Genomic DNA, 15182 nt, shown 5'->3' with positions numbered 1-15182 from the left:
TAAGGTCAGTTTTACACCCCAAACACCTGCGCCAGATGCGCTTCGTAACGCTTCACGTCGTTCTCGATATTCGGCATCTTCATGACATCCACCGCCAGGAAAGTCGGCAAGGCGGTCATGTCGAGGAATTCGTTGGCTTTGTGGAACGGGAAATAAACCGCGTCCACACCCTTGCCTTCGAAGAAATCAGTCGGATCTTCAAACGCTTGCCTTGGCGCGTTCCAGGTCGCGGAAATCATGTATTGCTTACCCTTGAGCAAGCCGCCGCTGCCGTATTTCTGCGAGGCATCGGAACGGGTACGGCCGTCGTTGGCGTACAGAGAACCGTGGCCCTCGGTGAACACTTCGTCGATGTACTTCTTGACCGTCCAGGGTGCGCCCATCCACCAGCCAGGCATTTGATAAATGATCACGTCCGCCCACAGATACTTCTGCACCTCATCGATGATGTTGTAACCGCCGTCGATAAAGGTCTCTTTGACGTCAAACCCATTGCGGTCCAGATACGCCACAGCAGCCTGGTGCAGGGTGGCGTTGTAACGGCCATCGGAGTGAGCGAATTGTTTGCCGCCGTTCAATAACAGAATCTTTTTCATGTGTTACCCCATCAAGTAAAAGGGAGGGTCATTAAATTTGATGGGCTGAAAGATACAGGCTGAGGCCTGTCAGAATAAGGCCGGCAAGGTCAAATAACTTTTGATCCAGAAGCACGAATAAACCTCTCATTATTGAAACCCACTAGCCGAGTAACAGATGTAAACCCAACGCTCCCATGCCGATAAAGAACACGCGCTTGAACACCTTCGCGCTGATCCGTTGACGCAGCCACTGCCCGAACCACATACCTAGCAGCGCAGGGATCAACGCCAGAACCGAAGCGCCCAGCTCGCCGCCACCCAGTGCGCCATTCCAGAACAGACCACCGGCCAACGCCAGTGTGGAAACCGTGAACGACAGACCCAACGCCTGCACCAGCGCGTCACGCTCCAGCCCCAATGCTTGCAAGTAAGGCACGGCCGGGATCACAAACACCCCGGTGGCCGAGGTGATCACGCCGGTGACAAAACCACATGCCGGACCAAGCCAGACTTCATGACGTGGCGCAATACGCAGGGTCGGTAAAAAAAGACCGCTCAAGGCATAAAGCGACAAGGCCGCGCCTAACGCCCGGGTCATCAATGGACCGCTGCTGATGCCAATGACCATGGACCCAAAGACCGTGCCCAATGCGATCATCAGCAGCATCGGCCAAAGCCGTTTGAGGAGCGGCGACAGGTGCCCGCCAGCAGCCAGTTGCCAGACATTAGTCACGGTGGAAGGAATGATCAGCAGCGCGGCCGCCTGCGCCGGAAGCATAGCCAGCCCCAGCAATCCCATGGCCACCGTCGGCAAGCCAAGGCCGATCACGCCCTTCACGGTTCCGGCCAGCAAAAAAGTCCCCATCACCAGTAGTGACAAGGCCCAGCCGAGGGTTTGGTAGTGCTCGATAATGTCGTTCATGGTCGTATGTTGACAGCGCAGAACGTATTGGAAAATTCGCCCTATACTGATCCAGCCTCAGGCAGGGGCAGAGGCTGTTTAATATTGTTCTTCGTCCATGTAGGCGCTCACGAGCAACGCGAGGCAGCGATAACGTCCTGTCTGATACACCGCCATCGCGGGCGTCGTAACCTCCGTCCGCTCCTACAGGTCTGTGTTTGGCAGACGATTTCGCACACTGGAAGACCCACATGCACTTCGATCTGATTGATCTACGCCTGTTTTTGAATGTGCTGGAAAGCGGCAATATCACCGCCGGTGCTGCCCGCAGTTGTTTGTCGTTGGCGTCAGCGAGTGCACGCATTCGCGGCCTTGAAGCTTCGTTGAATATCCCCCTGCTGGAACGCGGTCGCCGTGGTGTTACGCCAACACCTGTGGGTAAAACGCTGGCGCAGCATGCGCGATTGATTCTGCAACAGGTCGAGCGTATGCAGTTTGATCTCGCGGACTATGCCAAGGGATTCAAGGGACAAGTGCGTCTGCTGTGCAACAGCTCAACCCTCAGCGAGCATCTGCCTGAGCTGCTGGCGGATTTTCTGGTCAGTCATCCGCACATCGACATTGATGTCGAAGAGCAGCCCAGTTTGCGCATCCTTCATGCATTGCGTAACGGCACGGCCGACATGGGGATTATTTCCGACGCGGTCGACGCCAGTGACCTGCAGACCCGGCCGTTTCGAGCAGATCCATTGAGCCTGATCATGCCGCTGGATCACCCCTTTCAGCGCGAGACAGACCTGCATTTCAACCAGGCGCTGGATTATGAATTCGTCGGCCTCTCGGCCAACAGCGCCTTGGCCCTGCATCTGGAAGCACAAGCGTTGCATGTGGGTAAAAGGCTGCGCATCAGGGTGCGCGCTGAAGGTTTTGACGCAGCGATCCGAATGGTCAGCCATGGCGCAGGATTGAGCATCGTGCCGCAAGCAGCGGTGCAACGCTGGCAAGGGCCGCATGACGTCAAAAGCGTGCCGCTACGTGATGCATGGGCCGACCGGCAATTGCTCCTGTGCGCGATGGATTTCGCTGCGTTGCCGGGGTATGCGGCGGCGTTGCTGGAGGCGTTGAGTGTGAGTGCATGCGCGCAAGACGCTGTGTCTGCCTGCACCTTTACGACGTGGGACCGGCTTTAGCCGGGAAGGCGCTATTCATCTCAATGCATATGCGACGGTTGTACTGGCCTCTTCCCGGCTAAAGCCGGTCCCACGGCGTCATTCAGATAGATAGCGTGTTTTAAGGCAGCTACACACGACAACGGGTCTTTTTTCTTCAACCGTCAGCATTACTCAATCCCCCAACTATCCTGATTGCAGCAATAGCTAACGGCATATCAGGAAGACCATGAAAATACTCGTCACAGGCGCAACAGGTTTTATCGGCAACGCGCTGCTGCACAGGCTTGTTACAGAGCCTGAATACCAGGTAACAGGCTCGACTCGCCAGCAAAGCCCCGAGCCATCAGTAGCGTCCCTGATTCAGGTAGGCACAGCGAATGCAGCGACCGACTGGTCGGCCGCTCTGCAAGGTGTCGATGTCGTCATCCATGTTGCAGCCCATCTCGCCACTCGCGGCAGTTCGCTGGAAGAACTCAGACGCACCAATGTCGACGGCACGCTGACTTTGGCGCGGCAAGCGTTGTCTGCGGGCACGCAACGTTTCATCTTCATCAGCTCGGTAGGTGTCAACGGCTCGACAACCCACCATGCCCCGTTCAACGAAATATCCCTGCCTGCTCCGACGGATGATTACGCGCGGTCGAAACTTGAAGCGGAGCAAGCGTTGCAAAAGCTGCTACACGGCACAGCCATGGACCTGGTGATCATTCGCCCACCATTGGTCTACGCAGGCCATGCCCCAAGGAATTTTGCGAAGTTAATGCAGTGGGTTCGTTCGGGCATTCCCATGCCGTTCGCCGCCATCCATAACCGGCGCAGCATGATTGCCCTGGAAAATCTGGTGGATTTCATCGCGCTGTGCATCAAGCATCCCGCAGCCGCCAACGAGCTGTTTCTGGTGTCGGATGGCACTGACCTGTCCACCGCTCAAATGGTGACGCACCTGGCGAGCGGAATCGGCACCACAGCCCGACTGGTGCCTGTGCCTGAGTCGTTACTGCGCCGCGGCGCGAAGCTGTTGGGTAGAGGCCCGATGTATTCCACGCTGTGTGCATCGCTGGTGGTTGATTCGGATAAAGCGCGTCGCTTACTCGGCTGGACCCCACCCCTGGCAACCATTGATGCGCTGATCAAAAGCGGTCGTGACTACCGCCTGTTGAATGCCTGAAAGCGCGCCAATAAAAAACCCGCTCCGGAGGATGAATCCGGGGCGGGCCCTATTTCGATGGGGATCGAAATGGATTACAGGATGCTGATCGGGTATTCGATGATCAGACGAGTGTCGTCGACTTTCGAGTTGAAGTCCGAAGCACCGCTGCGATAGGTCGCGTTACGCACACGGAAGCTCAGGTCCTTGGCCGGGCCGGACTGAACGACGTACTTGGCTTCGATATCACGCTCCCATGCGTTGATATTGTCGCGGGTCGCGGTGGTTGCATCGGAACCCATGACGTAACGCGTCATGAAGCTCAGGCCCGGAACGCCGTAGGTCGCCATGTTCAAGTCATAGCGTGCCTGCCAGGACTTCTCGTTTTCATGGTTGAAGTCAGAAAACTGAACCGAGTTGCCGACGAAGATCGTGCTGTTACCGTCAACACCGTAGTCGTAGTTGTTGGTGCCATTGACCACCTGGCGGCCGACCAGAAAGGTGTGCGCGCCGAGGGTGTAGGACGCCGTCAGGCTCCAGATGGTGCTGTCGTAAACGCCCCGCTCTTCAGCACCGATGCTCTTGGTGTCGTAACCGTTGAGGTCGAACTTCACCACGTCCTGTGGTGACAACGCCAACGCGTAAGTCAGGCTGCCGTAGTATTTGCGCCATACGTCTTCAACGTTCGAGTAGTACGCACTGGCCGACAGGTTCTTGTTGAACTTGTACAAACCACCGCCGAAGTTGATGACATCCAGACCACCGCTGTCGTGGTTGCTCGAGTTACGGCTTTTCAGCGAGGTGAAGTGACCGCCTTGCAGGGTCAGGTTGTCGATTTCGTTACTGGTCACCAACAGACCTTGAGCCGTTTCCGGCAACAGACGGCTGTCGGATGTCGCGAAGACCGGGTTGTTGACGATCTGGTCGCCAAATTTCAGGACGGTTTTCGACACGCGCATTTTGACCGCTGCACCTGCATAACCGTAGCCGTCTTTAGCGTGGGTGCCGCCATCTTCCTGCTCAAGCAAACCGGTGCCGCGGCCGGTGCGACCATCGCCCGTATCCAGCTTCAGACCGTACATGCCGATAGCATCCAGACCAAACCCGATGGTGCCTTGAGTGAAGCCGGATTCAAAGTTACCGATGAAGCCTTGCGCCCACTCTTCGCCGGTATCGCCTGAGTTGCGAGCACGCTGGTCACGGTTCATGTACATGTTGCGCGCCTTGACGTTCAACTTGGCGCCTTCCAGAAAACCCGTAGCGTCTGCCTGCGAATCAGCAAAAACCGGCTGCACAGATCCCGCTGCCACTGCCAGGGCAATGACACTTAGCTTGCTAACATTCATTACTGCGCTCCGTTGGTTATCGCACCCGCTTGCCTTCGTTGGGCGAGCGGATATTTATTGGCAGATTCAGAAGGGGATGTTTCCTTTGCCAATGCGTTCGCGATGGCATTTCTTATTGGATCAAGCAATTTGTTCCCACACACAACCAGTCCCGGCTTCTTCTCCCCAAGAAGCCCCCAACCCAGGTCTGGCTTGTTACTACTCTCCCTAGTAGCCCTGTTCCGGGTTCACCTGATTCGCCAAGGGTAAATCCGCATCGAGGCGTTTCAGATTCCCCAGAATCTGTTCAGCTATCACTTCGTAGGAAGCGGATGAAGCAATGTGCGGCGTCACGCATATCTGCGGATGGCGCCAGAATGAGTCGTCCGTGGGTAATGGTTCCTGCTCGAATACATCCAGCAAAGCGCCACGCAATTGACCGCTGTCCAGCGCGGCTAACAAGTCGTCGCGGCGCAGATGTTCGCCACGACCGCAGTTGATGATGACCGAGCCTTTCGTCATGGGCGCGAAGGTCTCGGTATTCAGAATGCCGACTGTCTCTGTGGTGAGAGGCAATAAACAGACCAAGATGTCCAAATCCTGCAAAAACTCATTGAATTCAGCCAATTGAAAGGTTTTTACGCCCTCAACCTGCTGCGCACGACGTGCCCAGCCACGTGTATCGAAACCCAGCCCGGCCAGTTGCACCGCAACGGCGCGTCCCAGCTCTCCAAGCCCCATAACGCCCACTCGGGTTTGCTTGGCAGGTTGCTGTCCTGGCCGATGCCAAACTACGTGGGCCTGATTTTTCAGCATTTGATCAAAGCCGCGGTGGTAGTGCAGCACACCCCACAACACGTACTCGATCATGCCCAGCCGATGGTCCGGATCGATAATTCGGCAGACCGGAACATGCGCGGGCCGACTCGGATCCTTGAAGATCTGGTCAGCACCGGCAGCAATGGAATGGATAAGACGCAAATTGGGGAACATCCCCAAATCACCCGGTGAAGGGTTCCAACAGAGTGCAACGTCGGCGTCCTGCGCACCTGCTTCGCCCGGTCGCAGAATTGTCAGCGACGAGTCCAGCGCCAGCAGATTTTCACGAACACGCCCCAGGCCACCGCCTGTTCCAAGCAACACCAGAGGCTTCATGAGCAGTACTCGTCACGCTGACTGGCGATCAGTTCCAAGGCCGCCTCCCAGGCCAGTTCAGTGATGCCTTCGCTGTCGTCGGCTTCGAACTGTTGTGCGGTGTGCTCACAGATGTGTGGGTCAGGCTGTACCAACTCGACGCCACCGGCCAACGCCTGAACCTGCGCCTGGCAGGCTCGCTCCAGGAAATAAATATTGGCGAACGCTTCGGCCGCCGAACCACCGGCGACCAGCAGACCGTGATTGCGCAGGATCATCGCGTTGTTGCTCCCCAGATCGGCCACCAGACGTTCGCGCTCGGCGACATCAACCGCGATGCCTTCATAGGTGTGATAGCTCAGGCGGTTGTAGAACTTCAGCGCGTGCTGACTCAACGGCAGCAAACCTGCCCGTTGCGCCGCCACTGCCATACCGGCCGCCGTGTGGGTATGAATCACACAATGCGCATCGGGGCGCGCCGCATGAATTGCCGAATGAATGACGAAGCCCGCACGGTTGACGCGGTGCTCGGGATAAAACTCGTCGACGACGTTACCCTCGCTATCGATCTTCACCAGCGTGCTGGCGCTCATGCGCTCGAACAGGGTGCCGTAGCGATTGATCAGGAAGTGGCCACTGTCGCCCGGCAGCCGCAAGGAAATATGCGTATCGATCAGGTCGGTCATGCGGTAATGAGCCAGCAAACGGTAGAGCGCAGCGAGTTCGCAGCGGGCGTTGCGTTCGGTCTCGGGCATGTGCAGCGGTAGCCGATCGTGGCTGGCGGGAGCGGACATCGTGGGTTCCATCAAAAGGTCATGGCGCAATTTGTGCAGCCTTTTTAAGAGCAAAAGGCAAAGCAGTTCAATTCGCCATTGCTTATATTCATTATTTTTTTCACCAATAAAGGCTGTGCAGTGACTCAATCGACTAGCCCGGTAGCCATTCCCCGCCCGTCTTCGCGACCATTGGGCGAGCGGCTGGACTGGAATCTGTTGCGTACCTTTCAAGTGGTCGCGCAGGAGTTGAGCATCAGCCGCGCCGCCGCACGCCTGCACTTGTCTCAGCCCGCCGTCAGCCAGGCGATCAAACGTCTTGAAGAGCAGTTGGGTGCTGCGCTGATCGAACGTCGCGGGCCGCGCTTTCTGTTGACCCAGTCAGGCATTGAAACCCTGCGTGTAGCAGCGGAAGTGCAAAGCCATTTCACCCAACTGGACGCCGCCCTCGAACGCAGCAGCGATCAGGTCGTAGGTAAAGTCCGAATGCTGACGGTGAGCGGCATTCGCTGCCCGGCTTACGATGCATGTCTGGCCCAACTGCACCGCGATTATCCCGGCATCACCCTGGAAATCGACGTGCAATCCAGCGACGCAATCCTCAGCTCGCTGTCCCAGAAAACTGCCAGCTTCGGGCTGGCAGTCAACCGCACCGCTCCCTCCTGGCTCGGCCAGCAATGCCTGACTCAAGAGCACTACGCGTTCTATTGCAGCGACCAGCATCCTTTATATGGCCGCACGGACCTGAGCCTCGCTGATCTACGCAGCGAGCAACTGATTATTTTCACGGGGGATTTGCTGGGCGGCACGCTGTCGTCCCTGGCCGAGTTTCGTGACTTGCACAAACTCACCGGACAAATCGTCGCCTCGTCTGCCAATACCCAGGAAGTCTTGCGTCTGGTGCTGGCCGGCTTTGGCATCGCATGCCTGCCGCAACACATTTGCCAGAGCGAATTGGCGACCGGTCGTTTGTGGCGCCTGCCGCCCGAGGAAGGCGTAGGCAGCGTTGATATCAACCTGCTGTGGAATCTGGAGCAACGCCTGACCAAAGCCGAATCGGTGTTCCTCCAACGCCTGCGCGAAACGACCACTGACGGGCAGTCTGCACCTTAATGTCCCGTTCCGGTGCACGATGACCGGGTACTTCCGTAACATGCACCGGTAGCGCGCATTAGTGGGTTCGTTATTAACTCTGGTTATTAGCAGTGGAACTTTCCTGCATTATTTCGAGGAAAACATCCAATAAAGGGTTACGTGGAACCTGCTGCTTGTACAACAGTTTCACGGGCGTGGCTATGGCAAATTTCCGCCTCTTTATAGAGCGCATCTCGCCACGCTCGACATAACTTCTGGCCCAATGAACCGGCAAGTAGCCCAGATAACGGCCGGTCTTTATCATGATCGCCACGGCTTCAACCTGAGTGGCCACGGCAGTCACTTCGCGCTGAATCATGAGTGTCGGCTTACCTGTATGAACGGCATAAGCGTGATCGACAAATTCGGCTTCTGCCAGGCATTTTTCATCAACACTTTCATCGCTCAGGGCGAAAAATGGATGGTTGTTTGAACAGTAAAGCTCAGACACCTCGTCATACAGCGGGATCACTTGAAAGTCATCTTTACCGCTATACACGGGCACAATACCGGCCGCAAAACGGCCTTTGAGAATGCCTTGCTCGATCTCGTCCAAAGGCGCCACATTGAGCCGCACCTTTGCCTTCGGGGCCTTTATTTGCAGGGCTTTCAGGGCATCAACCAACGGGGAGTCAGGGTCTGACACAGTGTTGTCGATGACTGCGATATTCAAATCGCCGAGCAACTCGCCGCGCACATTACCGAGGCGGTCACGAAAGTTATCCAGCGCCATGAACAGGTCAAGGCTGGCGTCGTAGATAATCTTGCCTTGTTCGGTCAGGCAGAACTTTTCCCGCCCTCGCGTACATAGGCGCATGCCCAATCGAATTTCAAGATCCGATATCTGCTTACTGATTGCCGCCAGGCTGATATTCAGTTCTACCTGTGCGGCGGTAAACCCTCCCGCTTCAACCACTGCCCTAAAAACCTTGAAGAGTTTCAAGTCCATGGCGCTGGCCATTGACATCGCCGCTTCACCACTTCTTTTTGGCAGGTTTCCAGTTTCAGTAAGTTGACTTGCCATTTAAAACATTTCCCCGCGCGTTGGTTTTTTCTAGCATCCCTCCCAATTGATCGATTCAACGTTAAGTGTAAGTCCACTTATTCCTTGCTCGCCCCGCGATCTTCACATCGCAGTTCGTATCGCACAACACGCTGTTGTTCAGGGTGGAGCAATCAACGTGCCAACGGAGAATTTACATGTCTGACGCCACTGATCGCCTTTGGGGCGCACGTTTCAAGACCGGCCCGGCAGAAGCCATGGCCAACCTGTCCCGCTCGCCACGCGCCTACTTTCGTCTGACGCCGTACGACATCGCTGGCTCCAAGGCGCATGCCAACGAGCTGAACCGTGCCGGACTGCTGGATGCCGACGAAACCGCCCGCATCATTGAAGCGTTGCGCACCATCGATGTGGACTTCGCAGCGGGCAACATCGAACCGATTGCAGCTGACGAAGACGTGCACACTTTCATTGAGCGTCTGCTGACTGAACGCCTCGGCACACTGGGCGGCAAACTGCGCGCAGGCCGTTCACGCAACGACCAGTCGGCCAATGACATGCGGCTGTTCCTGCGTGATCAGGTGCGGGTCATGACCCTGGCGATTCTCGAATTGCAGAAGGCACTGGTCTCGCAAGCCGAGCAACACATCAACACCATCGCGCCAGGCTTCACTCACCTGCAACAGGCGCAACCGATTGTGTTCGCCCACCATCTGATGGCGCATGCCCAGGCGATTCATCGTGACATCCAGCGCCTGCAGGATTGGGACACACGTTTCAACCTGTCGCCACTGGGCGCAGCCGCACTGGCAGGTTCGGCCATCGCTCGCGACCCGCAACGCTCGGCAGCCGAAATGGGCTACAGCGGCCCGTGTGAAAACTCCATCGACGCCGTCGCCAGCCGCGACCATGTGGCTGAATTCCTGTTCTGCAGCAGCATGCTGGGCATCAACATTTCGCGACTGGCCGAAGAGTTCTGCCTGTGGACTTCCCGTCAGTTCCGCTGGGTCGAACTGGACGACGGTTACGCCACCGGCAGCTCGATCATGCCGCAGAAGAAAAACCCGGATATCGCCGAACTGGCCCGTGGTAAGTCAGGCCGGTTGATCGGCAGCCTGACCGGCATCCTGGCCGTGCTCAAGGCTCAGCCGCTGTCTTACAACCGCGATTTGAGCGAAGACAAACACGCAATTCTCGACAGCCTGGAAACCGTGCATCTGGTGCTCCCTGCCTTCGCTGGCATGGTCCAGACCATGAAAGTGCGTGCCGACGAACTGCTGCGTCAGGCACCACTGGGCTTCACCCTCGCCACCGAAGTCGCCGACTGGCTGGCGGTGCGCGGCGTGCCTTTCAAAGAAGCCCACGAGATCACCGGCAAGCTGGTACAGCTCTGCGAAGAAAACAATATCGGCCTGGAAGAACTCAGCACCCAGCAACTGGCGGCGACTGATTCGCGCCTGACGCCGGAAGTGCTCGACGCACTGACGCTGGAAGCTGCACTGGCCGCACGCAGCGGTTGGGGCGGGACGTCGCCGGTACGGGTGGCCGAGCAGATTGAGCGCTTCAAAGCGCAGCTGATCGCACAGGAAAAATGGGCACTCGACTACGCGGGTCCGCGCGGCTGATTCAACGGAGAGCATTCCATGTCAAAGCCTCAAGCTTCTGCGAGCGCCGAGCGCGCTTCACTCGCGGCCAAGTACGACATCTCGACCTACAAGGTCGTGCCCCGTCGTTACTACGGTCGCTATGCCGCCGCAACGCTCATCGTGGTGCTGTTGATCGGACTGGTTCACGCCTTTATCAACGGCAACATTGAATGGAGTTTCGTGCGGCAGTTTCTGACCGCCGAATCGATCATGTTCGGCTTGTTGAACACCATCATCATGTCGATTCTGGCGATGGCGCTGGGCGTAGTGCTCGGGGTGATCGTGGCGGTCATGCGCATGTCGCAGAACCCGCTGCTTCGCTACGTGGCACAGGGTTATACCTGGCTGTTTCGCGGTACGCCGCTGATCCTGCAATTGCTGCTGTGGTTCAACCTGGCGTTGATCTTCCCGACACTGGGCATCCCCGGTCTATTCGAGTTCAAGACCGTTGAAGTGATCACGCCGTTTGCCGCTGCGCTGCTGGGGCTTGGCATCAATCAGGGCGCCTACACCGCCGAAGTGGTACGTGCCGGGCTGCTTTCGGTGGACAGCGGTCAGTACGAAGCCGCCAAGTCCATCGGCATGCCGCGTCTGCAGGCACTGCGCCGGATCATCCTGCCGCAGGCCATGCGCATCATCATCCCGCCGGTCAGCAACGAGTTCATCGGCATGGTGAAGATGACCAGTCTGGCCAGCGTCATTCAATACTCGGAACTGCTGCACAACGCGCAGAACATTTACTACGCCAACGCCCGCGTCATGGAGCTGCTGATCGTGGCCGGCATCTGGTATCTGGCGGTCGTGACCATCCTGACCCTGGGTCAGAGCCGACTGGAAAAACGCTTCGCCCGCGGCGCTGGCAAACGTAACTGAGCCCGAGAGGCAGGAAATCATCCCCATGTTGAACATCGTCAAAGCAGTAGACGTCAACAAGTTCTTCGGCGACTTCCAGGCGCTCAAGAACGTGAATCTGGAAATCCCTCACGGCGAAGTGCTGTGCATCATCGGCCCGTCGGGCTCCGGCAAAAGCACCCTGCTGCGCTGCATCAACCAGCTCGAAAAAGTCGACAGCGGTGGTTTGTGGGTGGACGAGGAAATCCTCGGCTATCGCACCGACGGCCACAAGCTGGTGGAACTGAGCGACGTACAGATCGCAAAGCAGCGGCTCAAGACGGGCATGGTGTTTCAGCGCTTCAACCTGTTTGCGCACATGACCGTGCTGGAAAACATCATCGAAGGACCGTCTCAGGTGCTGCGTCAGCCCGTTGAAGACTGTCGGGAACTGGCCATGGAGCTGCTCAAGCGCGTAGGTCTGGAAGCCAAAGCCAATGCGTATCCCATCGAGCTTTCGGGTGGTCAGCAACAGCGTGTCGCCATCGCTCGCGCATTAGCCATGCGTCCCAAGCTGATGCTGTTTGATGAGCCGACCTCGGCCCTCGACCCCGAGCTGGTAGGTGAAGTGCTCTCGGTCATGCGTGACCTGGCTAAAAGCGGCATGACCATGATCGTGGTCACCCACGAACTCGGCTTTGCCCGGGAAGTGGCCAACCGCGTGGTGTTCATGGATGCAGGGCAAATCATAGAGACGGGCGCACCGGAAGACGTGCTGATGAACCCGCGCAACCCCCGCACCCAGGATTTTATTGCTGCCGTTTTGAACTGAACTCAAACCCTTGCTGAGGATGTCCGATTTGAAAACTTTCGCGCTTACCGCTACCGCCGTACTGTCCGCTCTGATTTCGGTTTCGAGCTGGGCAGCCGACACTCACGTGTTGCCAAAATCCATCAAGGACAAGGGCTACATTACCGCTGGCATCGCCCCGAACTATCCGCCGATGGACTTCAAGGATCCGGCGACCGGCAAACTGACCGGCGTCGATTACGACCTGGGCACCGAAATCGCCAAGCGTCTGGGTGTCGAGATCAAGTGGCAGGAAACCGCTTTCGAACAAATGGTCAGCGGCCTGGCAACCAACCGTATCGACATCGTGCTGTCAGGCATGACCGATACGCCTGAACGTCAGCAGACCGTGGATTTTGTTGATTACTTCAGCACCGGCCCGCAGTTCTACACCCTCGAATCCCAGAAGGATTTGAAGACCACCGCCGACATGTGCGGCAAGAAAATCGGCACCAGCCGTCGCACCACGTTCCCGGTGGAAATCGCCAAGTGGAGTGAAGTGAACTGCGTTGCCATCGGCAAACCGGCAATCACTGTGGTCGGCACCGAAGGCAGTGCCGATGCCCGTGCGCAACTGCGCCAGTCGCGTCTGGACGCCGCCGTACAAGGCAGCGAAACCCTGCCTTACATTCAGGGCCAGGAGCCTGGCGTATTCAAGGTGATCGGTGAGCCATTGTCTCGTCAATTGACCGGTCTGGGCGTCGCCAAACACAACGCCGAGTTGAGCACAGCGATCATCGCGACCCTCAACGACATGATCAAAGACGGCACTTACGAGCAGATCCTCGGCAAGTGGCAGCTCAAGAACGGCGCGGTCGAACAAGCTGTTTTGAACGGCGCCAAGTAAAGCAGGCTTGCACTCGCCCAAGGACCGGGCGGGTGATATTCACACAGGCGGAGACTCCCCATGTTTGCCTCTAACGATCTGCGCTGGCCGAACAACGCCCGTGCCAGTGTCGCCCTGGCCTTCGATCTGGACGGCCCGACCGGTGCCGCCATGCTCGACGGCTCGATCTGGCAGAAACCGGAATACTTCACCTTCGGCGGCTATGGCCCCTATCGCGCATTGCCACGCTTGCTGGGCATGCTCAAAGCCCACGAGACACCGGCGACCTTTTTCGTCCCGGCCTGGGTCGTGGAGAACTGGCCAAAACAGTGTCAGGCAATCATCGAACACGGCCACGAGGTGGCCTATCACGGCTATCGTCATGAATCGTTTTTCGCCCTGGACCTGCAAGCCCAGCGCGACGTCATGAAGATCAGCGCCGACATTTTCAAGCGCTACCTGGGCATCACTGCCAGGGGTTTCCGCACGCCTTCGGGCGACTGGCACAGCGAAACACCCGCCTTGCTCATGGACTGCGGCGTGACTTACTCCAGCAGCATGCGCGGCGATGACCGCCCGTACTTCATCGAAGTCCCCGGCCAGCCAAACGGACTGGTGGAAATCCCCGGCCGCTGGGAACTGGATGACTACGCCTCGCTGGCCTACACCCGTGCGCCGAATTATCCGGCCGGGCTGGACCGCATCGCCAGTTACGATCAGACGCTGGACAACTGGTGTCGCGAATTCGACGGCACCTATCGCGAAGGTCTGTGCATGACCACGCTGTTCCATCCCAAGATCAGCGGCAAGCCGGGGCGCATCGGGATTCTCGAGGCTTTTCTGGAGCACATGCACAGTCATCCGGACGTCTGGTTTGCGACCTGCAACGACGTCGCCAACTTCTGGCTCAAGGAGCATCGCCATGACTGAATCCAGGTCTGTATGGCCCGCGCCTTACTGTTGCGCGGTGGTCATCACGTTTGATTACAACGACATTCACGGCATCCTGACTCAGGTCCCGGCGATTGCCGGGCGCGATAAAAGCCTGTCGGTCTGGCGCTACGGCACCACACGCGGCGTGCAGCGAGTACTGGAGATTCTGGCTGATCAGAACCTGCCATCGACCTGGTGCATCCCCGGCATTGTTGCCGAGGAGAACCCGCAAGTGATTCAGGCCATTCATGCCGCAGGCCACGAAATCGCCTGCGCGGGCTATCGCCATGAAGACTTTTCAACACTGGATTTAGCTGGGCAGCACGCGTCTCTGAAACAAGGCTGCCAGGTGATTGCCGAGATGACCGGGCAGCGTCCCAGCGGCTTTCGAGCGCCCGCGGGCAGTTATGCGCCAGGCTTTGTTGATGCCTTGCGCGCAGAGGGTATCGCGTGGTCTTCGTCGTGGTCTGGCGATGACCTGCCTTACTTGCACCCGGCGACTCAGGTTGATTCGGCACCGTTGGTTGAACTGCCACTGCATTGCGAACTGGAGGACGAGCCGTACTTCGCCTTCAACCTTGCGCCTGCCGTGCCGGTTAGCCAAGCGCGAATTGGCTCCAGCGCCGAGGTGTTGAAAAACTGGCAGCATGACTTCAATGGCTTCCACCGTTTCGGCCTGTGCTACGTGCTGCGCCTGCATCCCGAAACCCTCGGCACCGTGGGCCGAAGTGGTTTGTTGCTGGAGCTGCTGACCTGGCTCAAGGCGCAACCGGACGTGTGGTTCGCCACGGCAGAGGAAGTTGCGGACTGGTGGAGCGGCAATCACAGCAAGGTGCCTGACGATCACCCGGCTGCGGTGTTTGAGCGGCACAACAAAGTCCAGAACGCCTGAGATTTGCATCGGCATATGTTGAACCTGTAGGAGCTCA

15 protein-coding genes are annotated in these 15182 nt (G+C 57.7%); 9 read left to right on the top strand and 6 right to left on the bottom strand.

Going from position 1 to position 15182, the window contains the following annotated elements:
- Nucleotides 1-11 precede the first annotated feature (11 nt).
- Nucleotides 12-596 carry an NADPH:quinone oxidoreductase MdaB gene (gene mdaB, locus H8S59_RS21445; protein WP_187522731.1) on the bottom strand — a complete coding sequence of 195 codons (585 nt, stop codon included), beginning with the start codon at nucleotides 594-596 and terminating at the stop codon, nucleotides 12-14.
- Between the two features lie 142 nt (nucleotides 597-738).
- Nucleotides 739-1500, bottom strand: a complete 762-nt coding sequence (locus H8S59_RS21440; RefSeq protein WP_187522730.1) for a sulfite exporter TauE/SafE family protein — start codon at nucleotides 1498-1500, stop codon at nucleotides 739-741.
- 230 nt (nucleotides 1501-1730) lie between these two features.
- Between H8S59_RS21440 and H8S59_RS21435 the strand changes: the two genes are divergently transcribed.
- Nucleotides 1731-2669, top strand: coding sequence for a LysR family transcriptional regulator (locus H8S59_RS21435; RefSeq protein ID WP_187522729.1), 939 nt, complete (start codon nucleotides 1731-1733; stop codon nucleotides 2667-2669).
- Between the two features lie 208 nt (nucleotides 2670-2877).
- Entirely contained in the window at nucleotides 2878-3819 is a 942-nt protein-coding gene (locus H8S59_RS21430) for an NAD-dependent epimerase/dehydratase family protein (RefSeq protein ID WP_187522728.1), read from the top strand.
- Nucleotides 3820-3893: 74 nt separating this feature from the next.
- On the opposite strand, the gene H8S59_RS21425 is transcribed toward H8S59_RS21430, so the two are convergent.
- The 3 genes from H8S59_RS21425 to H8S59_RS21415 all read right to left on the bottom strand — a co-directional run bounded on the left by H8S59_RS21425 (nucleotide 3894) and on the right by H8S59_RS21415 (nucleotide 7051).
- A complete protein-coding gene (locus H8S59_RS21425) occupies nucleotides 3894-5144 on the bottom strand; it encodes an OprD family porin (RefSeq protein ID WP_095098488.1) in 1251 nt (416 codons plus the stop codon).
- 207 nt (nucleotides 5145-5351) lie between these two features.
- Nucleotides 5352-6278, bottom strand: a complete 927-nt coding sequence (locus tag H8S59_RS21420; RefSeq protein ID WP_187522727.1) for a 2-hydroxyacid dehydrogenase — start codon at nucleotides 6276-6278, stop codon at nucleotides 5352-5354.
- Nucleotides 6275-7051, bottom strand: a complete 777-nt coding sequence (locus H8S59_RS21415; RefSeq protein WP_187522726.1) for a class II aldolase/adducin family protein — start codon at nucleotides 7049-7051, stop codon at nucleotides 6275-6277. Before H8S59_RS21415 ends, H8S59_RS21420 begins: the two co-directional genes overlap by 4 nt.
- A 120-nt stretch (nucleotides 7052-7171) precedes the next feature.
- On the opposite strand from H8S59_RS21415, the gene H8S59_RS21410 reads away from it, so the two are divergent.
- The gene (locus H8S59_RS21410) at nucleotides 7172-8143 is read left to right on the top strand and encodes a LysR substrate-binding domain-containing protein (RefSeq protein ID WP_187522725.1); all 972 of its coding nucleotides are present in this window, start codon (nucleotides 7172-7174) and stop codon (nucleotides 8141-8143) included.
- Between the two features lie 73 nt (nucleotides 8144-8216).
- Here H8S59_RS21410 and H8S59_RS21405 read toward each other — a convergent pair whose 3' ends face one another.
- Nucleotides 8217-9188 (bottom strand): LysR family transcriptional regulator, encoded by a 972-nt coding sequence (locus tag H8S59_RS21405; protein ID WP_187522724.1) that lies wholly within the window; start codon nucleotides 9186-9188, stop codon nucleotides 8217-8219.
- Nucleotides 9189-9364: 176 nt separating this feature from the next.
- Between H8S59_RS21405 and argH the strand changes: the two genes are divergently transcribed.
- The 6 genes from argH to H8S59_RS21375 are packed head-to-tail and all read left to right on the top strand — an operon-like array spanning nucleotide 9365 to nucleotide 15145.
- Entirely contained in the window at nucleotides 9365-10792 is a 1428-nt protein-coding gene (gene argH, locus H8S59_RS21400; protein WP_187522723.1) for an argininosuccinate lyase, read from the top strand.
- Between the two features lie 18 nt (nucleotides 10793-10810).
- Nucleotides 10811-11686 (top strand): amino acid ABC transporter permease, encoded by an 876-nt coding sequence (locus H8S59_RS21395; protein ID WP_095098506.1) that lies wholly within the window; start codon nucleotides 10811-10813, stop codon nucleotides 11684-11686.
- 25 nt (nucleotides 11687-11711) lie between these two features.
- A complete protein-coding gene (locus tag H8S59_RS21390; protein ID WP_122395431.1) occupies nucleotides 11712-12476 on the top strand; it encodes an amino acid ABC transporter ATP-binding protein in 765 nt (254 codons plus the stop codon).
- Between the two features lie 28 nt (nucleotides 12477-12504).
- Complete coding sequence (locus tag H8S59_RS21385) at nucleotides 12505-13341, top strand: ABC transporter substrate-binding protein (protein WP_027901630.1); 837 nt, start codon at nucleotides 12505-12507, stop codon at nucleotides 13339-13341.
- A 60-nt stretch (nucleotides 13342-13401) separates the two neighbouring features.
- Nucleotides 13402-14250, top strand: coding sequence for a polysaccharide deacetylase family protein (locus H8S59_RS21380; RefSeq protein WP_187522722.1), 849 nt, complete (start codon nucleotides 13402-13404; stop codon nucleotides 14248-14250).
- Complete coding sequence (locus H8S59_RS21375) at nucleotides 14243-15145, top strand: polysaccharide deacetylase family protein (protein WP_187522721.1); 903 nt, start codon at nucleotides 14243-14245, stop codon at nucleotides 15143-15145. The genes H8S59_RS21380 and H8S59_RS21375 overlap by 8 nt, the downstream gene beginning before the upstream one ends.
- Nucleotides 15146-15182 lie beyond the last annotated feature (37 nt).

This window comes from Pseudomonas folii, assembly GCF_014357575.1.
In the GTDB taxonomy this organism is placed as follows: Bacteria; Pseudomonadota; Gammaproteobacteria; order Pseudomonadales; family Pseudomonadaceae; genus Aquipseudomonas; species Aquipseudomonas folii.
Note: the sequence above shows the minus strand (reverse complement) of the source record. Positions and strands in the feature narration are given on the sequence as shown.